Origin of the sequence: Haladaptatus sp. QDMS2 (genome assembly GCF_029338295.1) — an archaeon.
GTDB lineage: Archaea > Halobacteriota > Halobacteria > Halobacteriales > Halococcaceae > QDMS2.
The window spans coordinates 2118046-2138105 of the sequence record NZ_CP119791.1 but is presented as its reverse complement, the minus strand read 5'-3'; the positions used below and the strand labels follow the sequence as shown (position 1 = coordinate 2138105).

At 65.8% G+C, this 20060-nt stretch carries 19 protein-coding genes and 1 pseudogene; 14 read left to right on the top strand and 6 right to left on the bottom strand.

Features of this window, described 5'->3' with window-relative positions; all coding sequences use genetic code 11:
• Positions 1 to 19 precede the first annotated feature (19 nt).
• Positions 20 to 1483, bottom strand: coding sequence for a sulfatase (locus tag P1M51_RS11630; protein ID WP_276274490.1), 1464 nt, complete (start codon positions 1481 to 1483; stop codon positions 20 to 22).
• Between the two features lie 251 nt (positions 1484 to 1734).
• On the opposite strand from P1M51_RS11630, the gene P1M51_RS11625 reads away from it, so the two are divergent.
• Positions 1735 to 2925, top strand: coding sequence for a glycoside hydrolase (locus tag P1M51_RS11625; protein WP_276274489.1), 1191 nt, complete (start codon positions 1735 to 1737; stop codon positions 2923 to 2925).
• The gene (locus P1M51_RS11620; RefSeq protein WP_276248373.1) at positions 2918 to 3400 is read left to right on the top strand and encodes a right-handed parallel beta-helix repeat-containing protein; all 483 of its coding nucleotides are present in this window, start codon (positions 2918 to 2920) and stop codon (positions 3398 to 3400) included. Before P1M51_RS11625 ends, P1M51_RS11620 begins: the two co-directional genes overlap by 8 nt.
• Position 3401: 1 nt before the next feature.
• Here the strand turns inward: P1M51_RS11620 and P1M51_RS11615 are convergent, their stop codons facing one another.
• Positions 3402 to 4565: a HAMP domain-containing sensor histidine kinase gene (locus P1M51_RS11615; protein ID WP_276274488.1), complete on the bottom strand. Its 1164-nt coding sequence runs from the start codon at positions 4563 to 4565 to the stop codon at positions 3402 to 3404.
• A gap of 177 nt (positions 4566 to 4742) precedes the next feature.
• Between P1M51_RS11615 and yqeC the strand changes: the two genes are divergently transcribed.
• Positions 4743 to 5474 carry a selenium cofactor biosynthesis protein YqeC gene (gene yqeC / locus P1M51_RS11610; RefSeq protein WP_276274487.1) on the top strand — a complete coding sequence of 244 codons (732 nt, stop codon included), beginning with the start codon at positions 4743 to 4745 and terminating at the stop codon, positions 5472 to 5474.
• Between the two features lie 268 nt (positions 5475 to 5742).
• The gene (locus P1M51_RS11605) at positions 5743 to 5985 is read left to right on the top strand and encodes a PRC-barrel domain containing protein (protein ID WP_276274486.1); all 243 of its coding nucleotides are present in this window, start codon (positions 5743 to 5745) and stop codon (positions 5983 to 5985) included.
• Positions 5986 to 6020: 35 nt separating this feature from the next.
• On the opposite strand, the gene P1M51_RS11600 is transcribed toward P1M51_RS11605, so the two are convergent.
• Entirely contained in the window at positions 6021 to 6281 is a 261-nt protein-coding gene (locus P1M51_RS11600) for a hypothetical protein (protein WP_276248369.1), read from the bottom strand.
• 163 nt (positions 6282 to 6444) lie between these two features.
• On the opposite strand from P1M51_RS11600, the gene P1M51_RS11595 reads away from it, so the two are divergent.
• A complete protein-coding gene (locus P1M51_RS11595; RefSeq protein ID WP_276248368.1) occupies positions 6445 to 6696 on the top strand; it encodes a ribbon-helix-helix protein, CopG family in 252 nt (83 codons plus the stop codon).
• 74 nt (positions 6697 to 6770) lie between these two features.
• On the opposite strand, the gene P1M51_RS11590 is transcribed toward P1M51_RS11595, so the two are convergent.
• Genes P1M51_RS11590 through P1M51_RS11580 form a run of 3 tightly spaced genes read right to left on the bottom strand, consistent with a single transcriptional unit; the run spans position 6771 to position 12138 of the window.
• Positions 6771 to 7379: a molybdenum cofactor guanylyltransferase gene (locus P1M51_RS11590; protein ID WP_276274485.1), complete on the bottom strand. Its 609-nt coding sequence runs from the start codon at positions 7377 to 7379 to the stop codon at positions 6771 to 6773.
• Positions 7380 to 10598 carry a formate dehydrogenase subunit alpha gene (gene fdhF, locus P1M51_RS11585; protein WP_276274484.1) on the bottom strand — a complete coding sequence of 1073 codons (3219 nt, stop codon included), beginning with the start codon at positions 10596 to 10598 and terminating at the stop codon, positions 7380 to 7382.
• Position 10599: 1 nt separating this feature from the next.
• Complete coding sequence (locus tag P1M51_RS11580; RefSeq protein WP_276274483.1) at positions 10600 to 12138, bottom strand: NADH-ubiquinone oxidoreductase-F iron-sulfur binding region domain-containing protein; 1539 nt, start codon at positions 12136 to 12138, stop codon at positions 10600 to 10602.
• A gap of 184 nt (positions 12139 to 12322) precedes the next feature.
• Here P1M51_RS11580 and P1M51_RS11575 point away from each other — a divergent pair, with 184 nt between their 5' ends.
• The 9 genes and pseudogenes from P1M51_RS11575 (at position 12323) to P1M51_RS11535 (ending at position 20011) form a co-directional block, all read left to right on the top strand.
• Positions 12323 to 12961 (top strand): HAD family hydrolase, encoded by a 639-nt coding sequence (locus tag P1M51_RS11575; protein WP_276274482.1) that lies wholly within the window; start codon positions 12323 to 12325, stop codon positions 12959 to 12961.
• Complete coding sequence (gene cbiB / locus P1M51_RS11570; RefSeq protein WP_276274481.1) at positions 12961 to 13857, top strand: adenosylcobinamide-phosphate synthase CbiB; 897 nt, start codon at positions 12961 to 12963, stop codon at positions 13855 to 13857. The genes P1M51_RS11575 and cbiB overlap by 1 nt, the downstream gene beginning before the upstream one ends.
• A complete protein-coding gene (gene cobS / locus P1M51_RS11565; RefSeq protein WP_276274480.1) occupies positions 13848 to 14591 on the top strand; it encodes an adenosylcobinamide-GDP ribazoletransferase in 744 nt (247 codons plus the stop codon). The genes cbiB and cobS overlap by 10 nt, the downstream gene beginning before the upstream one ends.
• Positions 14591 to 15130, top strand: coding sequence for an NTP transferase domain-containing protein (locus P1M51_RS11560; protein WP_276274978.1), 540 nt, complete (start codon positions 14591 to 14593; stop codon positions 15128 to 15130). Before cobS ends, P1M51_RS11560 begins: the two co-directional genes overlap by 1 nt.
• A pseudogene (gene cobT, locus P1M51_RS11555) lies at positions 15127 to 16124 on the top strand (nicotinate mononucleotide-dependent phosphoribosyltransferase CobT). Before P1M51_RS11560 ends, cobT begins: the two are co-directional and overlap by 4 nt.
• Positions 16114 to 17121, top strand: a complete 1008-nt coding sequence (locus P1M51_RS11550; RefSeq protein WP_276274479.1) for a threonine-phosphate decarboxylase — start codon at positions 16114 to 16116, stop codon at positions 17119 to 17121. The pseudogene cobT and the gene P1M51_RS11550 overlap by 11 nt, the downstream one beginning before the upstream one ends.
• Positions 17114 to 17830 carry an adenosylcobinamide amidohydrolase gene (locus tag P1M51_RS11545; protein ID WP_276274478.1) on the top strand — a complete coding sequence of 239 codons (717 nt, stop codon included), beginning with the start codon at positions 17114 to 17116 and terminating at the stop codon, positions 17828 to 17830. The genes P1M51_RS11550 and P1M51_RS11545 overlap by 8 nt, the downstream gene beginning before the upstream one ends.
• Positions 17823 to 18524 carry a cob(I)yrinic acid a,c-diamide adenosyltransferase gene (locus P1M51_RS11540; protein ID WP_276274477.1) on the top strand — a complete coding sequence of 234 codons (702 nt, stop codon included), beginning with the start codon at positions 17823 to 17825 and terminating at the stop codon, positions 18522 to 18524. The genes P1M51_RS11545 and P1M51_RS11540 overlap by 8 nt, the downstream gene beginning before the upstream one ends.
• Complete coding sequence (locus tag P1M51_RS11535) at positions 18521 to 20011, top strand: cobyric acid synthase (RefSeq protein WP_276274476.1); 1491 nt, start codon at positions 18521 to 18523, stop codon at positions 20009 to 20011. Before P1M51_RS11540 ends, P1M51_RS11535 begins: the two co-directional genes overlap by 4 nt.
• Positions 20012 to 20060 lie beyond the last annotated feature (49 nt).

Sequence of the window (20060 nt, the reverse complement as noted above, 5' to 3'; positions counted from 1 at the left end):
GACGTTCACTGTCCCAACCTCACCTGAACTCCGTCGCCCAATCAGCCGACCGCACCCCACTCCGAATCCGCCACTCCAATAGTGTATCGAGGAGGTCGCGTTTCACGTCCTGTGCGTTAGGGTCGTCCCATCGATTTACGAGTTCGTCCGGGTCTGCGTTCAGGTCGAACAGTTGGCCTTCTTCCTCGTCGACGAAGTGGACGAGTTTCCAGTCGTCGGTCCGCACCATCGTCATGAACTGTGTCTCGCGGAGGATGCCGTCGCGGGCGTGTTCGGCGAACACCTGGTCGCGGCCGGTCCACTCGTCGTCGCCTTCGAGTGCGGGAACGAGCGACTGGGCTTCGATCGACGGGTCGGCTTCGACGCCGGCTAGGTCGAGGACGGTCGGCCCGAGGTCGAACAGCGAGACCAACTCCTCGACGGTGCGCGATTCGAAGCGGTCGGGCGACCACACGATGGTCGGGACGTTCGTGATGACGTCGTACATCGTCCACTTCTGGATGTGGCCGTGGTCGCCGAGGGCCTCGCCGTGGTCGGAGGTGAAGACGACGACGGTGTCGTCGTAGCCGTTCGCTTCGAGGGCGTCGAGTAGCTTGCCGACCTGTTCGTCTAGCATCGCCACGTTCGCGTAGTAGTACGCTCGCTGGCGGTGGAGCTGCTCCTCGCTCGCGTCCACGTCGTGACTCACCGAGTCGTGGTCCACTGCCTCGTGGTGCGCTCGGAGCTTTTTGAGCGGCGGTGGCTGGCCCTCGAGGTCGGCGTCAGAGCGTGTTGGCATCGGAAGGTCGCGGTCCATGTACGCCGCTGCGTACTCGGGCGTCGGGTCGTACGGCGGGTGGGGCCCAGGGAACCCAACCTGCATGAACAGCGGTTGGTCGAGCGCGGGCATGTGGTTCAGCCATCGCGCCGCGAAGTCGCCGACGAACACGTCCGGGTGGGCGTCTTCGGGGAGTTCCCACTCGAACGCGCCAAGGCGTTCGTCGTAGTCATCCCATTGGCGGTAGAACTCCCGTTGTTGTTTGAGCAGGCCGCGCGCCTGGAGCGCCCGGTCCCACTCGTCTAAGTAGAACTTCTCGCCGGGGAGCGGTGGGTCGCCCGCGGGAACCGGGCCGAGGTAGCGGTCCTTGTTCTCCACCTCGTAGCGTTCGTCGAACCCAAGCGGAGTGTTGTACGGCGCGGTGTGCATCTTCCCGACGTTCACGGTGTGATACCCGCTCTCGCGCAAGTCTTCGACCCACGAACGCGTCCACCGGTCGCCGTTCTTGTAGATGCCCGTCGTGTGCGGGTAGTGTCCAGTAAAAAGACTCGCACGCGAGGGGGCACAGGAGGGGGCGGTGATGTGGCAGTCGGTGAACGTGACACCCTCCTCGGCGAGGCGGTCCAGATTGGGCGTGTCCATGTGCGAGGCTCCGAGCGCCCCGATGGTGTCCATCCGCTGTTGGTCCGTGATGACGAAGACGATGTTCGGGCGGCTTGTTGACATGGAACACACTGCTGTGGCCGGTGTCAAAACTGTTCGCATCGCCGCGGTCCTGTCCGTCTGTCTCACTTTCCAGAACGTGGCCAAAATCGCTAATAGCGGGCCGAAAAAATCGTCCCAGAGACTCTCACACAAGAATATGCGTCAGCTGCGGACGGTGACGGCGCACCCCCCAACGTAACTCATGGTCCCCATTCAACTCACCGTAAAAACCTTCGACGAAGGGCTGACAGCCAGTTTCTGGAGTCTGTGCGATGGCTCCTGACATCTCGCGACGACAAGTATTGCTGGCCGGGGCTGTCTCAGGCGTGGCGGGCACGGCGTGGTACGGAACGGTTCGCCATCGCGACACATATTCGACCGAAGCGGAGCCGCTGTCAACCGACAAGTCCCGAGAACGACCGGGGAACCGTCGCAACCCGGACCCGGTCGACGTGCGCGGTGCGGTCTACATTCCGTCGCGTGCGTTCAACCTCTATCAGATGTGGGACCGATACGACCCAGAGGTGATAGAGCGCGACCTATCGTACGCAAAGCGGGTGAACCTGAACGCCGTTCGGACGTGGCTGTGTTACGAAGTGTGGAAGGACGACCCGGAGGGGCACGAGGAAGCCCTCGACCACTTCCTCGCGGCAGCGGCAGACCGAGACATCTCGGTGCTTCTCGGCCTGTTCGACGCCATTGGTGCAGAACCGAAACCGAGTCGTCTCGAAGACACCGACCCACGAACGGCGATTGGTCTCAGTTCGCCATCCAGCATCGTCCTGCTCAATCGAGAGAAGTGGGACGAAACGCGGCGATTTGTCCGTTGGTTCATGGACCGCTACCGCGACGACGAGCGGTTGCTCGGCATCGAACTGATGAACGAACCGGGGTGGGAATCAATCCGCAAATCCTTCGCCGAAGCGATGTTCGCTACGGCCGCGGACCACCGGGGAACCGTCCCGCTCACCGTCGGGTCGACCAGCCTCGGCAAGAACGCCGAGTACGCGGCGTGGGGAAGCGAAATCCTCCAGTTTCACTACAACTTTGCGAGCGACCGCCAGACGTTTCGGACGATGCTCGACCGCGTCGCCGTCCTCCACGACGCGATGGACTCGCCAATCTGGCTTACCGAATGGCAACGGACGCGCCGTGGTCGCGGATTCACGTCGGCACCGAAACCGAGCGAGAGAACGCCTGACTACGCGAGTTTAGCCCCGCTCGTCCACGAGACGGGCTTTGGCAACTTTTTCTGGTCGTTGATGGTGAAACCGGCGTGGATTCAGCCCCAGCGGAGCAACGGCGTCGTAAACGGCTTGTTTCACGAAGACGGCGCGGTGTGGAGTCTCGACGACGCCCGAGCGATACAGGCGATGTCCGGCACGTCGGACTTCGAGGGCGAGGAGCGAAAACGCCTGCCAGCGTGGGCGACCCCACCGCAGACGGAGGGGGCCGATGAGTGAGCGAACGATCGGCGCGAAGGTGACGATAACGAAGCCTGGACGATACACGCTGGCGTCGGATATCCAGAACGGCGGCGGGACCCATCTCTCAGAAGCGTGCATTCGAATCGAAGCCGACGACGTGGTCCTCGATGGACGCGGGTTCACGCTCGCCGGACGGGGCGTGAGCGATACGACGGGAATCGTCGCCGCGGACGTCCAGAACGTGACGATTCACAATCTCACGGTCAGCGGGTGGGACTACGGCATCCGGTTCGAGAACGTCAGGGGCGGCGTCGTTCGAAACGCTCGCCTCGTCGATACCGGGTACGGCATTTCGTTTGTCAACACCGAGTCGGTGCGCGTCCGTGACTCCCACATCGTCCAGAACGTTCTCGGCGTGATGATGGATGCGCCGAGCAACGTCTCGCTCGAGGACAACCGCTTCGAATCGAACGCCGGCCGGGACGTTTATCGCGTGGCGCGTCGCGGGTGAGTCATCGCAGCGACACCGATTTAGCGCTCGCTTTGGCAGGTTGGGTCTGGGTCGCTCGTGGCAGTTCGACGACGAACACGGCCCCGTGAGGGTCGTTGTCCTCGACGTGAATCTGGCCGCCGTACATCGACAGCATCGAATCGATGAAAAAGAGGCCAAAGCCGGTTCCGGCGTGGATTCCGCGGCCGGTCTCTCCGCGGCGGAAGATGCTCGTCTTCAGGTCGTCGGGGACGCCCCGACCGGTGTCCGCGATGCGGATCGTCACGGTGTCCCCCTCGGCGGTGGCGCTGGTCGTGACGGTCAATCCCTCCTGGTCGTTGTGTTCGACGGCGTTCGTGAGGAGGTTGCCGATGACTTCGCCGAGCAGGTCGTCTGCAGCCACGAACAGCCCCTCTGGCACCTCCGTTTCGAACTCGACTGTGGGGTAGGTGGCGCTGATACGGTCTACTTCGTCTCCGACGACGCTCGCGAGGTCGGTGGCGGTCGGGACGAACTCGGCGGATTCGGTGAGGGTATCGAGGATGCGCCTGACCCGCTGGATGATGAGGACGATGTCGTCGCTCCACCGGAGGATGGTGTCTGCGTGCCTGCGCTGGGTTTCGTCGGTCAGGTCGTCATCGAGGAACTCCGCCCGGCTGCGGATGACGGTCATTCCGTTCAGCACGTCGTGACGGAGGATGCTGTTGAAGAATTCGAGCTGGTCGGTCTGGTGTTCGAGTTCTGCCGCGCGCATCGTCGCCCGCTCTGCGTCGAGGGCGCGTTCGATGGCGCGGGCTTCGACGATGCCGATGAACAGCCCGCAAGCAGCGCCGAGACTCATCGCGAAGCGAACCCAGCCGACCAACAGCGAAGCCTGTCTGTCAGCCGGGAAAAACTCGAGGAAGATGGCATTGATGATGAGTATATTAATCCCGAGAAAGACGAGCAAACCCCCTGCGGTCCACTTTGCAATACGTTCGTACCGCGTCGGTTCGAGGTCGCTGCGATCGAGCCAGTAGCCAGCGACGATGATCCCACTCGTGGCCGGAATCGTGGTGAACAGGCTGATGAGAAAGCCGCCCGCGAGGAAACTTTGAAACGAACCCGGGTACAGCGCCCACTCGAGAAGGTGTGTGAGCAACAGGAACGCCCCGAGACCAACGATAAGTCTCGGTATCCACTCCACACGGGATGCGTGTTGTGAGTGATTTTCCGTCATCGTCTCTATCGGTATCGTCGTTCAATCGAACACATTGGTAATCAAATACGATTTTCTCAAGTAGTGAAATAAAAATTCGCGTAACTCGAAGTACATGTTCGAGAACGATTCAGGCTTTTAGCGTTGGACCCGAACGACGTGCCAATGGACATTGTCGACGCACTCGCCGCGGAATCGGGCGTCGCCTGCGTGGTCGGCGCAGGGGGCAAGAAGACGACGCTCTATCACCTCGCAAACCGACTCGGTCGGGCCGTCGTGACGGCCACCGTCCGCATTCCCATCTTCGACGAACAGGTCGGCGAGGTGGTGGTCACCGACGACCCTGAGAGCGCGCTCGCTTCCACCCACGCCTGGCCGCTCGGCCTCGTGGCCGAACGCGAACGAGCAGACCGCTATCGTGGATACGACCCGGAGACAGTCGCTCGACTCGCGGACGCGCTCCCCGACATCCCGGTTCTCGTGAAGGCGGACGGGGCGCGCACCCGCCTGCTCAAAGCGCCCGGCGACCGAGAGCCACAGTTTCCACAGAACGCTGACACCGTGATTCCCATCGCGAGCGCCCGCGTCGTGGGGGAACCACTGACGGCAGCACACGTCCACCGTCCCGAGCGCGTCGCCAGCGTGACGGGCCGGGCACTCGGCGATCACCTTACGGCCGAAGACGTTGCGACGGTCCTCGCGAGCGAGGAAGGCGGGCTGAAGGACCTCCCCGACGGCACAACGGCGATTCCGCTCGTCAACATGGTCGACGACACCGCCCTCGAATCGGTCGGCCGCGAGATTGCAACCGCCGTGCTCGCCCGCTCCTCCGTCCCGCGGGTCGTGCTCTCCCAGATGACTGCGACCGACCCGCTCGTCGCCGTGGTCGAGCGTTGAGCGGACCTGTTGGTACCCAAGACGGTTAGTCTCGACGTAAGCGAGAAGGTCACGATACCTGTGAGGTGGGTGGCCGATCTTAATCACCTCTCGCGGCACTTCCCGCCCATTCAGCGGGATGTAGTTGACCGATTGATAGTCCCGCGTGTCGGAACCACCAGATTTCAGTGCTTGTATTATTTCACGGATGGTCTGGAAAAATCGCTTAATTTAATCGTCCTTTCTATCTTAATAATAAAGCCCTGAACGCACGACGAATCTACCTGTCATGCAAGAAGTGACCTTCTCCGACAGTGACGTTGGAAAGCGCGTTGTAGACTCCCGCGGCGAGGAAATCGGCATGGTCGCCGCCGTCCGCGAGGGCGTCGCGTACATCAACCCGGAACCGGGCGTCTTCGACAAGCTGCAGGCGAAACTCGGCTGGGAGGACCAGGACGAAGAGACCTACCCGCTTCGCACGGGACACGTCGACCGAATCACTGACGACGAAATCCACCTCGGTCGCCTTTAAATTGGAGGAGGGGTTTCCGGAGCCGATTTTTTCAGTCAGTCTTCCCAGACGAGTTCGAGCGATAGCGATGCCCGGCAATCACCAGCTACGGGGTCGGTGTCGCCGCCTGTCTCGGTCATCTCTGCTTCGACGTAGCCACTGCAGTGACCCGTCTCGACGATGGTGAGGATTGGCGTCGCAGAGCCACAGGCCGGACAGTCGATGTAGAGGCCGCCCTCTTGTTCGTGGATGGCGTCGGGTTCGAGGACGATGTGCTTCGCTGCGTCGTGGTTCCCACCGGAGTCAGATTGTGCCATAGCGCGATTTGACGCTGGCCGATGGAATAGCTATATTTCACCTTCGAGCGGTATATCTCGCCGGCAATACGGTTTTCAGAATCGTCGGGAAACGCCCTCGAAACCCGTGAACTCGGGGTGTTCGCCCGTGGGTTTTTCCCGCATTGAGGAATTCTTGTGAACCATGGTCACGGATCTCACCGAACGGGTCCAAGAAATCGCCAAAGCCCGAGGCATTCCTGAGTCGGAGATCCTCGAACAGGCATTGGAACGCGGTGTCGAGGACCTTTGGATAGATCTCGTTCTCTCTCGCTACCTGAGCGAGGAGATTGACCGAGAGACGGCAATTGAACTCGTCGGACGAGACCGTGTCAAACGCGCAGAACGAGAACTCGAGGCAGTCAGTGATGACGTTCGATGGGGCCTGAATGCGTAATCGTTGCGATTGCTGATACAGGTCGCATTATCTGACGACGTTGAATTTGAGTTCCTCTGAGTGCCACACTGTTCTCAAAACCGCCTGGCTGCGGCCTCGAACTCTTCGCGGGTGTTCAAATTCTCGAAACTCTCGACGTTTCCGTGGGCGCGAATCGCGTCTTCTTCGACCACGACGTACTCTAATTTGAACAACGGCGCGATGATTTTGTGGTCGCCCGCGGCGAGCGCGGCGTCGCAGGCGTCGGCCATCGGCTGCGCTCGGTAGACGGCGTGGGTCGTCTGGTACCAGCCGTCGTCGAGTTTCGGGACGGCGGCGTCGTGGCCCGCGGCCAGCTCGAACAGGGAGGTGACCAACTCGGCGTCCACGAACGGCATGTCGCAGGCGACGACGACGGCGTACTCGGCTTCGACCGCCCGCAGGCCGGTTCGGATGCCGGCCATCGGGCCTTCGTCTGTGTCCTCGTCCTCGGCGAATCGGACGGGGTGTGGGTAGCCAGCCAGCGCCTCGCGGATGGCGGCGGTCTGGTCGGCGCGGCAGTTGACGACGAGTTCGTCGACGACTCCCGTGAGGCGGTCTGCGACCCGGCGAATCATGGGCGTGCCCGCGAGGTCGGCGACGGCTTTGTCCGCGTCGCCAAAGCGGGTCGAACGACCGCCTGCGATGATGACAGCGGCGCGCACTCAGTGCTCCTCGGGCGGCCCGTCCGCGCGGGTCACCCGGACGCTCGCCACCTTGTACTCGGGGATGCCGCTTATTTCGTCGAACGCCTCGTTGGTGAGGCGATTGACCGCACCCGCGGCGAAGTGCATCGGGATGAAGACAACGCCCTTGCCGGGGCGGTCGGTGACCTCCGCTTTCACGGTAATCTCGCCGCGCTTCGACGCGACGGTCACGTAGTCGCCGTCTTCGATACCGAGCGTCGCTGCGGTCTCGGGGTGAATCTCGACGAAACTCTCGCCGACGTGGGACATGATGCCCTCGACGCGACGGGTGAGCGTCCCCGTGTGGAAGTGATAGAGGACGCGCCCCGTCGTCATGGTGAGGGGGTACTCCTCACCAGGCAGTTCGCCGGGTTGGCCCATGTCTGCGGGGACGAATCTGGCCTTGCCGTCCTCGAAGTTGAACCCTTCTTCGTAGAGGTAAGGCGTCCCTGGGTGCTCCTGGTCCCAGCACGGCCACTGGAGGCCACCCTCGGTCGCGAGGCGGTCGTGGTCGATGCCGCCGTAGATGGGCGTCACCGCGGCAATCTCGTCCATGATGTCGGCCGGGTGGTCGTAGTCCCAGTCGAAGCCCATCCGATTGGCGAGGTTCTGCAGAATCTCATAGTCCTGGCGGGCCTCGCCGGGTGGGTCCATCGCCTTGCCGACGAGTTGGACGCGGCGCTCTGTGTTCGTGAACGTCCCATCTTTTTCGGGGAAGGCGGCGGCGGGGAGAATCACGTCTGCGTACTGGGTCGTCTCCGTCGGGAAGATGTCCTGGACGACGAGGAAGTCGAGATTCGCGAGCGCCTCCTCTGCGTGGCTGATGTCGGGTTCAGAGAGCGCCGGATTCTCGCCCATGATGTACATCCCGCGGACGTTGCCTTCGTGGGCCTCGTCGAACGCCTCGGTGACTTTCAGGCCCACCTCGTTCGGCGGGCGGTCGCCCCACGCTTTCTCGAACTTGTCGAGCACGTCGTCGTCGGTCACGTCCTGATAGCCCGGGAGGGAGTTCGGGAGCGTGCCCATGTCGCCGCCCCCGCCCTGGACGTTGTTGTGGCCGCGGAACGGCGAGAGGCCGGCCTTTGGCTTTCCGACCTGTCCGAGCGTGAGCGCGAGGTTCGCGAGCGCGAGGACGTTTTGCGTCCCGTGGGAGTGTTGGGTCATGCCCATCGCCCACCCGAAGACGACGTTCTCTGCGGCGGCGAGCGTCTCTGCGGCCTGTGCGAGTTCGGCTGCGGGAACCTCCGTCAGGCGCTCGACTTCTTCGGGCGTGAACGGTTCGACCTTCTCGACCAACTCGTCGAAGTGTTTCGTGTGTTCTTCGATGAACTGCTCGTCGTGCAGGTCGTGTTCGATGATGTAGCGCGTGAGGCCGCTAATCCACGCCACGTCGTAGCCGGGTTTCACCCGAACGAACTGGCTCGCGTGCTCGCCGATGCCGACCTTGCGCGGGTCGAAGACGACGAGGTCAGCGCCCGCGTCCACGTTCTGCTTGATGCGCGTCGCGAGCACCGGGTGGCTTTCTGTGGTGTTCGACCCGGTGATGAGGTAGGCGTCCGTTTCGCCGATGTCCTCGTTGATTCGGTTGGTCATCGCGCCGTAACCCACCGTCTGTTTCAGCGCGGCGACGGTCGAGGAGTGACAGAGGCGAGCGCAGTTGTCGATGTTTTTCGTCCCCAGAACCTGCCGGGCGAATTTCTGCATCAGGTAGTCCTCCTCGTTCGTGCACTTAGAGGAGGCAAAGCAGACCAGTGCGTCGGAGCCGAATTCCTCGCGAATTCCCGAGAGGCCCGCGACCACCCGCGAGAGGGCTTCCTCCCACGACGCCTCGTGGAACTCGCCGTCGTCGCCGCGGACGAGCGGTTTCGTCAGGCGGTCGTCGGCGTCGACGAACTCGTAGCCGAACTTCCCCTTCACGCAGGTCGAAAAGTCGTTGACGGGAGCCACGTCCGGGTCGGTCGGCTGGACGCCGAGGAAGTCGTCGTCCTTGGTGTAGACATCGAAGCGACACCCGACCGAGCAGTAGCCACACGTCGTCTCCGTCTTTTCGACGTTCCGCAGGCGCACGTCGCTCACCGCGCTCGCAACGGCGAACAGGTAGCCCTCTGGAATCGTCCGCGCCGCGAGGTCCTCTGCGGTGTGTTCGACCGTCTGCATGGCCCGTTCGCCGAGCCCATCTGCCGTTTGCCGGGCGCGCTGTTTCGCCCGCGCCATCATCCGCGCGACGCCCGACTTCTTCGCAACCTCGCGCTCGCTCGCGCCGTCAATGCCCCGATTCGGCGCGTCGGTCTTATCGGCCGTCTCCGCTTTCTCGTGTTCGATGACGCGACCAATCGAGTTGCGCTGGTTGAAGCCGGGAATCGGGAGCGTCGCCAGATTGGCCATCCCCTTGTTCGTGAGCGACCCAGTCGGACACACCGACTCACAGTGACCACACGAGACACACGTCGAGTCGGCCATCGTCTCTGCGCCGTTCTGGAAGCCAATGCGGGTGTCAGCCCCGGAGCCCTCGATGCGGAGGACGCCTTCCATCTGCACGTCGTTGCAGGCTTCGACGCAGCGATTACAGAGGATGCACTTGTTGCGGTCTATCTGGATGAACGGGTGAGAATCGTCGAGCGGAGCGTACTCGTCGCGGTCGTCGAACACGCCGTAACGCGGGTGCATCACGTCGTTTTCGATGCTCACGTCCTGGAGCTCACAGCGACCATTCTGGTTGCAGGTCGTACACCGGAGGTTGTGATTCGAGAGAACGAGGTCGAGGTTCACGTCGCGGGCCTCGGTCGCGCTCGCGGCATCCGTCCGCACGGAGAGGCCGTCTTCTGCCGGGAAACTGCACGCCGGGACGAGTCCGTGGTCGTCGGTTTCGACCATGCAGGTGCGACACTCGCTGCGCGGGCCGATTTCGCCGGCGGCGTCGGTCCGCTCCGCTTCGCCGGCCTCGTGGCGGTCGTAGTAACACAGGGCAGGCACGGACGCCGCGGTATCCACACTCGAAAGCGCGTCCATCAGCGTCGACCCGGGCGGCAGCGCCACGGCGGTGCCGTCCACCGTTATCGTGGTCATGTCTTCCCCGCGAGTCCCCACCTCGGGGTCGCTCGCCGTCCCCGTGTTGAACGTCTCGGTCAGCGGGGTGCTCGTCCGCGGGTCGTCGATGCGTGGAACGCCGGGCAGTGGGTCTGACTTGTCGGTACTCATCTCACATCCCCTCGCAGACGCCACTCGGGCAGCGGCCCTCGGCGTGTGCGACGAAGTCGGCCTCGAAGGTGGCCATTGCGGTGGTCGCCGGGCGGGAGGCCATCCGCCCGAAGTCGCAGGTACTCGTTTCGCGCATGACGCGGGCCAGTTCCTGTATCTTCGCTCTCGCATATTGGCCGTCGTACACGTCGCGCAGCAGGTTCACGAGTTGCGTCGAACCCTCGCGACACGGGACACAGCGCCCACAATTCTCCTCGTAGGCAAAGCGCGTCCGCGTCCCCGCGAGTGCCACGGGACAGGTGTGCTCGCCGAACAGTTCGACCGCGCCGTCGGTTCCGAGATTCGCCCGCGCCAACGCGGGGGCGCTCACCTCGTGGGAGAGGGTGTCGGTCAGGCCGCCGAACTGTCCGCCGACGCAGGCGAGTTTGAGCGGCCCGTCGACGGTCACTGCATCCCGGGCGGCCGACAGCGAGGCCGTCGTCGGCAGTTCGACCGTCGCCGGAGCGTCCACGTCGCCAGAGACGGTCACGAGTCGCGTCCCCGGGTCGGCCGCCTCAGGGTCGAACGTATCGGGCGAGCGAACCGCCTCGCGCACCTGCGCGAGCGTCCGCGGGGTGTGAATGACGGTGGGTCGCCCGTACAGGCCAACCTCCGCGGGAGTCGGCGGTCGAAGCCGTGCTTCCAACCGGTTTTTCCCTTCCATCGCCTCCAGCGCCATCGTCATCTCGCCGGCGATGAAGCGATCGGGGCCGGCGACTACCTCTGGAATCCCATCGAGGTCGCGTTCGTCTGCGAGCGCCTCCACTGCTGCCCGAACGCGCTCCTGGGCCAGCGTCTCCGATTCGTTCAGGTAGACGACCACGTCGGCCGGATCGTCACCGCCGACCAAGTTTGCGACGGTGAGTGCGCCGTCGAGAACGGCAAGCGGGTCACTTTCGAGCAGGAGGTGGTCGGTGTGATTTCGCGCGTCGCTTTCGTTGCCGTTCACGACGACGACCGGGTCGCCCTCGGCCTCGCGGGCGAGGTCCCACGCCGTCGCAATCGGCTGGTCTGTGCTGCCGTCGCCGCGTCCCCGCCCGAGCAGGCCACAGTTGCGGACTGTGTCGGCCGTCTCGTCGTCGATTCTCTCGAAAACGAACTCGCCTGCGTCTGCTGGCGCACCCGGGGCCGCCCAGCCACACCGCGCGAGGACGCGCCGAGTTCCGACGGCGAGTGGCCCCGTCTCGGGCAGGGGCAGTGTCTCTCGCGCCGGGTCGTGGTCGACGGCGGCATCCGCATCCTCGTGTGAGGCGTCGAGTGATTCCGCGAGTTTCTCCAGTCGTTCGTCAGTTGGCGCTTCGTAGAACGCCGTCTCCCCCTCGCGGGTGACGAGGACGAGCGGTTCGATACCCGCGAGACCGGTCGAGCCGACTTCGAACACCGGCACGTCCGTCGCCTCACGGATCCGTGAGGCGAGGGCTCGTGCCCGGTCTCTCGTCTCCGGCCCGGCGCAGATTCTGACGGCGTCCGACCGCCCCACCGCGCCCGTCGTAGCTCCCATTTCATAGGTCTCGGTGGAGCAGCGTCGAAAGGTTTGTGGCGTGGGGACACGCGACGTGACGGCAGAAGAACAACTCAGCTTGCGGTAGGTGCATTTTTATTGTACAACGGGGTGAGTAACAGACAACCGTGACCCAACGCAGGCACCCGACTCGACGACGAACCGTCCCTCGCCGGAGGGGTCGATGACCGTCTCGTTCGACCTGTTCGGGACGCTCGTCTCGGTGACGTACCCGAACGACCCCGCGGCGGCGGTGGCCGCAGAACTCGAAACGCGAAACGTCTCCGTCCCCGACGACTGGGAAGACGCCTACCACGAGGTCCACATAGACGCCCCGCCCGGTGCGGAGGTGCCGCTTCCCGCACACGTAAACGCCGCGCTGCGCAGTCGCGGTGTGGACTTCCGGGCGGGCGGGGACGGCCACGGGAACGTGGTTCGCCGGGCGCTCGTCGCCGCGTTCGACCCCGAGGTGACCACCCGACCGGGCGCGGTCGAAGCCGTCGCCGCCGCCCGCGAATACGGCCCGGTCGGCGTCCTCTCTAACTGTAGCGTACCGGGACTCGCTCGCCGGGCGCTCGTCCGCTCTGACCTCGACTCACAGCGATTCGACGCCATCGTGACGAGTCTCGGGTGTGGCTGGCGCAAACCCGACGCCAGAGCGTTCGAATCCGTCGCTCGGATGCTCGACGCCCCCTTCACCGAACTGGTTCACGTCGGCGACGACCCGGAGACAGACGGCGGGGCCGCGGACGCTGGCGCGACCGCCGTTCTATTAGACGACGTCCCCCTCACCGAATTCCCAGACTGGCTGGTGGAACGCTGATGGGCTGGCCGGCCGCACTCGTCGTGGGACTCGCCTTCGCGCTCGACGCGCTCTTCGCGGAGCCGCCGAGTCGCGTCCACCCCGTGGCGCTGTTCGGCCGGCTTGTCGCCCCGCTCGACCGCGCCTGGCCCGCCCCGAAACTCGTCGGGACGGCGATTGCGACGCTCCTGCCGCTGGCAGCGGCCGCGGTCGCCTTCGCCAGCATCGCTGCCCTCGAAACGGAACTCCTCGCCGCCACGGTCGCCGGCTGCTGGCTATTCTCGGTCACGAGTCGTTCGATGCTCGTCGGTCTCGCCAGCGACGTCGTCGAAGCGATAGACACCGACTCGCCTCGCGCGCGCGAACAGATTCGCGGCCTCGTCGGGCGGGACACGACCACGCTCGGCGCTGCCGAACTCAGAAGTGGGGCCGTCGAGAGCGCTGCCGAGAACGTCGCCGACGGCCTCGTCGCGCCACTGCTCGCGTTCGCCGTCGGCGCACAGGTGTCGCTCGCACTCGGCGTCGCCGCTGCTGTCTGGGTGAAGGCGGTGAACACGCTCGATTCGATGCTCGGCTACCCGTCGAAACCCCACGGCTGGGCCAGTGCGCGACTCGACGACGCGGTGATGTGGGTGCCTGCCCGCCTGAGCGCGGTGTTGCTCGCCCTCGCCGCCCGGAACCTCCGCGCCCTCGCCGCGGCCCGTCGGTGGGCGCGAACCCCGCCGTCGCCCAATTCCGGGTGGCCGATGGCCACGCTCGCCGTCGCCACGAACACACGACTGCACAAACCCGAGGCGTACACGCTGAACCCTGACGCGCCGCTTCCATCCGCCGAGACGGCGAACCGTGGGATTCGTCTCGTCTCACTCGCCTGCACACTCGCCTTTCTCCTCGCCGGGGTGGCCGTGTGGTTCTGACCGCGCTCCGTGGTGCGCTCGGCTTTCTCTCGCAACTACCCGTCGGCCAGACGGGTGCCGCGTGGGAGGCGTTCGTCCGGACGCCGGTCGCCTTCCCGCTCGCTGGCTACGTCCTCGGCGCGTTGCTCACACTCCCCTTCCTCGCGCCGCTCCCGCCCGCGACGGTCGCGTTCTGTTTCGTCTGCTGGGTGCTGCTCGTCACCGGTGTCAATCACGCAGACGGGGTGGCCGACCTCGGCGACGCGCTCGCGGTCCACGGCGGCCCCGAACGCCGCCGCGAGGTCATGCGCGATACGACCGTCGGCGTGGGTGCGGTGCTCGCCGTCGCCGTCGTCTTCCTCGGCCTCGCCACCGCCGCGTTCTCGCTGGCGTCGCTTCCCCTCCGGGCGCTCTCGCTCGTCGTCGTCGCCGAGGTGGCGGCGAAACTCGGGATGGTTCTCGTCGCGTGTCTCGGCACGGCTCCCCACGAGGGTCTCGGCTCGACGCTCACCGCGCCGCTCGGCCCCTGGTCTGCGGTCATTCCACTGCTCGTCGCACTCCCGGTGGCCGCCCTCTCGTGGCCGAATCTGGCGGGAGCTGTCTCGCTTGTCGCCGGTCTCGGGGCCGCACTCGCCCTGTTCTGGTGGGCGACCCGGACGCTCGGCGGTGTCAGTGGCGACGTGCTCGGCGCGACGAACGAACTCGTGCGCGTCGTCGCGCTTCACGCGGGGGTGATTGCGTGGACGCACTGGTGATGTGCGGCGGTCGGGGTACCCGCCTCAACGCCGACGTCGAAAAACCACTCTACAAAATCTGTGGGACGAGAATGGTAGACTGCGTCGTCGCCGCCCTCGACGAAAGCCGCGTCGACCGCGTCGTCGCCGTCGTCTCGCCGCACACGCCCGAAACCGCACGCCATCTCGACGACTTGCCGCAGATTCGTGCCCCCGGCGAGGGCTACGTTTCCGACCTCGGCTACGCGCTGGAGCGGGTGTCGAAACCCGTTCTCACCGTCGCGGCCGACCTCCCGCTCCTTTCGGGAGTTGCCGTAGACACCGTCCTTGACCAATTCACCGGCGAGTCGCTCACCGTCTGCGTCCCCGCCGCGCTCAAAGCGCGTCTCGGCGTGAGCGCCGACCTGACTTTCGACCACGAGGGGGGCCCGGTCGCGCCGACGGGCGTGAACGTGGTCGCCCCGACCGACGATGAACGCATGATGCTCACCAACGACCATCGACTGGCAGTGAACGTGAATCGACCGACGGACGCCCAGATTGCGGAGGCGTGGCTGTGAGGTTCCTTCTCGTCTGTGCCGCGACCGAGACGGCACGCATCGAGGGTATCAGCGCGGCGGGCGCAACCCGGACGCTGATGGCCCACACGCCCGCGGCGGACGCAGAATTGCTCGCCTACGGCCAGCCTGCGCTCGCCCCGGTCGTCCCGGTCAGCCCCGACGGCTGTCCGACTCCGGCCATCGTGACCAGAGCGGTGCGCGAGTGGACCGACTTCCCGCTGCTCGTCTGCGATGCGGGCCTCGCCGCGCCGACGGGCGCGCCGACCGTCTCCCTCGGCAACCGTCCGGGTGGCGATATTCGGGACCCCGAACCCGTCTCGAACGCCCACGCCGTCTACGAATGTGGCGTGGAACTCGGCCGGTCGTTGACTGACGACCACCTCGTCGTCGGCGAGTCCATTCCGGGCGGGACGACGACGGCACTCGGGGTGCTCACCGCGCTTGGCGAACCGCATTCGACTTCGTCGTCGCTTCCAGAAAACCCGCAATCGCTGAAAGAGCGGGTGGTCGAAGCGGGCCTTCGCGCCAGCGACCTCGAACCCGGGGACTGCGCGGGCGACCCGATTCGGGCCGTAGAACGCATGGGCGACCCGATGCTCGCTGCCGTCGCCGGCCTCGCCGTAGGCGCGCTCGACCGGGGGCGCGGGTCACGCTCGCCGGCGGCACCCAGCAGATTGCGGCGGCGGCGCTGGTTCGACACGCCGGTATCGACGCGCCGCTCGAACTCGCGACCACCTCGTTCGTGGCCGCAGACTCCTCCGCAGACGTGGTCGGGGCGGCGGCCGCGCTCGACCTCGACTGCACCGTCACCGACCCTGGATTCCCAGCGGGCGACCACGTCGCCTTCGACCACTACCGGGCGGGCGTCGCGAAGGAGGGTGCTGGCATGGGCGGGGCGCTCGCGCTGGCTGCAGAACGGGGCGTTTCGATGGCCGACGTCCGCGACCGAATCGTCGCGTGCTACGACCGACTGGTGGGTGAGGATGGACCCTGAGGCCGTCCGGGCGACGGGTCGGGTGCCCCACGGGAGCAGCGACGACCCCGACGTGCTGGACTTCAGCGCGAACACGAACCCGCTCGTCCCGTCGGGCGTTCGCGAGGTGTACGCTGCCGCCCTCGAACGCGCCCGAACGTATCCGCAGGAACCGCCCGCGGAGTGCCGCGAGGCGGCCGCCGCGTACGTCGGGTGCGACGCGTCGCAGGTCGTCCCGACGCCCGGCGGTCTCGCGGCGATTCGACTGGCCATCGAGTGCACCGTCTCGCCGGGCGACTCCGTACTCGTGCCGTACCCGAGTTTCGGCGAATACGCCCGCGAGGTGCGATTGCAGGGAGCGACTGTCTCGCACGTTCCTCACGACGAACTGCTCGCCGCCGACCCCATGGGCCACGCTCTCGCTGTCTGCTGTACCCCGAACAATCCGACGGGCGAGGCGGTCGACCCGGCCTGTTTGCGAGAGTTCGCGGTGCGGTGTCGGGATGCCGGGACGCCTCTGCTCGTAGACGAGGCGTTTCTCGGGTTCACCGACCACCCGTCGCTCGCGGGTGAACCGGGCGTCGTCGTCGCCCGGTCGCTCACCAAACTGTTCGGCCTGCCCGGCATCCGCGCCGGATTCGCGGTGGCCGAGGGTGACCTGCTTGACTCGCTGCTCGCCGCCCGGCGGTCCTGGAACATGGGTACGCCAGCTCTCGACGTGGGTGCGTTCTGCATGCGCCAGACTGCGTTCGTCGCGGAGACGAGAGTGCGCGTGGCGAGCGAACGCGACCGCATGGCGTCGGCACTCGGCGAGAAGTTCACCGTCCATCCCTCGGACGCGCCGTACCTGCTCCTCGACGTGGGCGACCGGGACGTGACTGACCTTCTCGAACACGCGCTCTCGCACGGCATCGCCATCCGCGACGCGACGACGTTTCGCGGCCTCGACTCGCACGTCCGGGTGGCGGTTCGCCTCCCCGACGAAAACGACGAACTGCTCGAGGTGCTCGATGTTTGACCCGACCGTCCGGGAGGGCGTGCTTCGCGTTCGCCAGCCGGGTGCGCGGTGGCTCTCGACGGGCTGGAACGGCGGCTACGAGACGGCAGACGCCGCGTTCAACGTGAGCGTTCCGGAGGGATGGGAACGGACCGACCTCGACGAATACACCAAAGCCCGTCGGAAGCGCGCTGAGTTCCACGAGACCGGCCCGACACTACTAACCGGCGTCGATATGGCGCACCTCCGGGGTGCGCGACTGGACGGCGTCGTCGCCTACGCGACCGCCGGGGTTTCGAACCCGGCGACCCTGCCGATGGACCCCTCGGGAGCGCCGTCCGCTCCGACCGCTGAACCCGAGGCGGGAACGGTGAACGTCGTCCTCTGCACCGACCGGGCGCTCGCGGACGACGCGCTGGCCACCCTGCTCGCCGTGGTGGTTGAAGCGAAGACCGCCACTCTCCTCGCAGAGACTGGCTTCACGGGGACGACCACAGACGCCGTCGTCGTCGGCAGCGACCCCGCCGGTGAGGAAGCCACCTTCGCGGGGAGCGCGACGGCCGTCGGACGCGCGGCGAGAGCCTGCGTTCGAGAAGCCGTGCAGGCAGCCCTCACGGCCCGGTACGCGGACGACCCCGAGAAACCGATGCCAGAGAGCGTCGACGACGCGAAATACGGCGTCGTGACAGCGGATAGAGCGACTACCTTCGACCCACAGAACGATGACTGATTCAGACTCGAACCCACCGACGAGAGACGACCAGCTAGAAAACACACCCGGCAAAGGCCGTACTCCAACTGCCCGTGCCATCGAACCGAGCGCCCCCGAGGAGTTCGGCCTGGTGCAGGTGTGGTGGGGCGACGGGAAGGGAAAGACCACCGCCGCCCTCGGCATGGGCTTTCGCGCCGCCGGCCACGGCTATCGCGTCCACTTTCTGCAGTTCATGAAAGGCGGGGCGTCGAGCGTCGAGGACGTTCGCGGGGAGTACAACGCCATCGACGCCTTCCCCGGGTTCAGTTACGAAACGTCCGGGAGTTACGGCTGGCACGGCTTCCTCGACGGCAGCGACGACGACGACCACGCCGCCCGCGCCAGGGCCGGGCTCGACCGGGCGCGAGAACTGTGCTGGGCGACCGCGGACGCCAACCTCGAGGGGCCGCTCGCATTCGACGACGACCCCGAAGCGGGCGTCCACATGCTCATCTTAGACGAGGTGCTGTACGCGGCAAATCGCGGGCTCGTGGACCCGGACGCCGTGGTCGCGCTCGCGGAGAACAAACCGCCGAACCTCGAACTCGTCCTCACCGGGGGCCACGAACCGCCCGAGTACGTCTTCGACGCGGCGGACCTCGTGACCGAGGTGAAAAAGCACAAACACCCCTTCGACGCCAGCCAGCGCGCCCGGCGTGGGACGGAGTATTGACGCGAACCATCCTGGTGGCCGGAACGGCGAGTCACGTTGGCAAGAGCACCGTCGCGGCGGGTCTGTGTCGCGCCCTCGCCGACGCTGGCGTCTCGGTCGCCCCGTTCAAGGCCCAGAATATGAGCAACAACGCCCGTGTGGCCCTTTCGCCGAATGGGGACTGGGGCGAGATTGGCGTCTCCCAGTACGTTCAGGCTCGCGCCGCCCGCGTCCCGCCGACGACGGACATGAACCCGGTCCTGCTCAAACCGCGGGGTGACGGTCAGTCGCAACTCGTGATTCAGGGCGAGCCAGTGGGGAATTTCGAGGCGGGTGCGTACTACGAATCCGGGTGGCAACGCGCCCGCGCCGCGGCCGAGGAGTCCTTCGCTCGCCTCGCCGCAGAACGCGACGTCATCGTCGCCGAGGGCGCGGGCAGCATCGCCGAAATCAACCTCGCAGCGCGCGACCTCGCCAACCGCGAGACGGCGCAGTTCGCGGACGCGGACATCCTCTTGCTCGGCGACATCGAACGCGGCGGCGTGTTCGCCAGCCTCTACGGGACGCTCGAACTCATGCCCGCGGACCTCCGCGAGCGCGTCGTCGGAACGGCCATCACCAAATTCCGAGGCGACCCGAGTCTCCTCGATTCCGGTCTCGAAGAACTGGAAGCCAGAACGGACATCCCCTGTCTCGGCGTGCTGCCCTACGACGACCCCGGCCTCCCGGAAGAGGACAGCGTCTCGCTCCCCGTTGAAGGCGAGTTGGCAACCTGGGGCGCAGACGACGGCGTTTCCGAGTCGGATGCAATCACGATTGCCGTCCCGCGACTCCCCCGCATCTCGAATTTCACCGACCTCGAACCGCTCGCGGCCGAACCGGGCGTCCGTATCGCGTTCCTCCCGCTCGATTCCTCGCTCTCGAAGGCCGACGCCGTCGTGCTCCCGGGGACGAAGAACACGGTGGACGATTTGCTCGCGCTCCGTGGGGCCAGATTCGACGAGCGACTCCGCGCTTTCGACGGGCCGGTGGTCGGCATCTGCGGGGGCTTCCAGATGCTCGGCGAACGTCTCACGAACGTCGAAATCGAGAGCACGAGCGAGCGGGGCGAACTCCCCGGCGTTGGCCTGCTCCCGGTGACGACCGAATTCCGCCCCGAAAAGCGTGTGACGCGGGCGACCGTTTCGGTCGAAGGAAACGGCCTCCTCGCTGGGGCGTCTGGTTCGGCAACCGGTTACGAAATCCACATGGGCCGGACGACGGCAGTGGGGTCAGTCTCCCAACCCCTCGGCTCGGAGAGCGCGGCCACCGACCGCGTGCTCGGGACGTACCTGCACGGCCTGTTCGAAAACGAGTCGCTCCGGCGTGGGTTCGTTGAAGCGGTGTTTTCGTCGGCAGGGGAGTCCCCACCTGAGGGAACTGGGGCGCAGAACGACCCCGCAGACCAGGCAGCGAGGCTGGTCACGGAGCACCTGGATTCCGCATTCCTCGACTCGATTTGCCACTGAGCGTCGATAGATTTCGATTCAAGACCACAACGCAGTTACTTGCCCGGGC

Bases quoted from the DNA above. Each gene is read 5' to 3' on its own strand.
- P1M51_RS11575 (WP_276274482.1), top strand. From the start codon at position 12,323: ATGACCGTCTCGTTCGACCTGTTCGGGACGCTCGTCTCGGTGACGTAC.
- P1M51_RS11630 (WP_276274490.1), bottom strand. From the start codon at position 1,483: ATGTCAACAAGCCGCCCGAACATCGTCTTCGTCATCACGGACCAACAG.
- P1M51_RS11625 (WP_276274489.1), top strand. From the start codon at position 1,735: ATGGCTCCTGACATCTCGCGACGACAAGTATTGCTGGCCGGGGCTGTC.
- P1M51_RS11580 (WP_276274483.1), bottom strand. From the start codon at position 12,138: ATGGGAGCTACGACGGGCGCGGTGGGGCGGTCGGACGCCGTCAGAATC.
- P1M51_RS11595 (WP_276248368.1), top strand. From the start codon at position 6,445: ATGGTCACGGATCTCACCGAACGGGTCCAAGAAATCGCCAAAGCCCGA.
- P1M51_RS11545 (WP_276274478.1), top strand. From the start codon at position 17,114: ATGTTTGACCCGACCGTCCGGGAGGGCGTGCTTCGCGTTCGCCAGCCG.
- P1M51_RS11540 (WP_276274477.1), top strand. From the start codon at position 17,823: ATGACTGATTCAGACTCGAACCCACCGACGAGAGACGACCAGCTAGAA.
- yqeC (WP_276274487.1), top strand. From the start codon at position 4,743: ATGGACATTGTCGACGCACTCGCCGCGGAATCGGGCGTCGCCTGCGTG.
- P1M51_RS11600 (WP_276248369.1), bottom strand. From the start codon at position 6,281: ATGGCACAATCTGACTCCGGTGGGAACCACGACGCAGCGAAGCACATC.
- P1M51_RS11605 (WP_276274486.1), top strand. From the start codon at position 5,743: ATGCAAGAAGTGACCTTCTCCGACAGTGACGTTGGAAAGCGCGTTGTA.
- fdhF (WP_276274484.1), bottom strand. From the start codon at position 10,598: ATGAGTACCGACAAGTCAGACCCACTGCCCGGCGTTCCACGCATCGAC.
- cbiB (WP_276274481.1), top strand. From the start codon at position 12,961: ATGGGCTGGCCGGCCGCACTCGTCGTGGGACTCGCCTTCGCGCTCGAC.
- P1M51_RS11560 (WP_276274978.1), top strand. From the start codon at position 14,591: ATGTGCGGCGGTCGGGGTACCCGCCTCAACGCCGACGTCGAAAAACCA.
- P1M51_RS11550 (WP_276274479.1), top strand. From the start codon at position 16,114: ATGGACCCTGAGGCCGTCCGGGCGACGGGTCGGGTGCCCCACGGGAGC.
- P1M51_RS11620 (WP_276248373.1), top strand. From the start codon at position 2,918: ATGAGTGAGCGAACGATCGGCGCGAAGGTGACGATAACGAAGCCTGGA.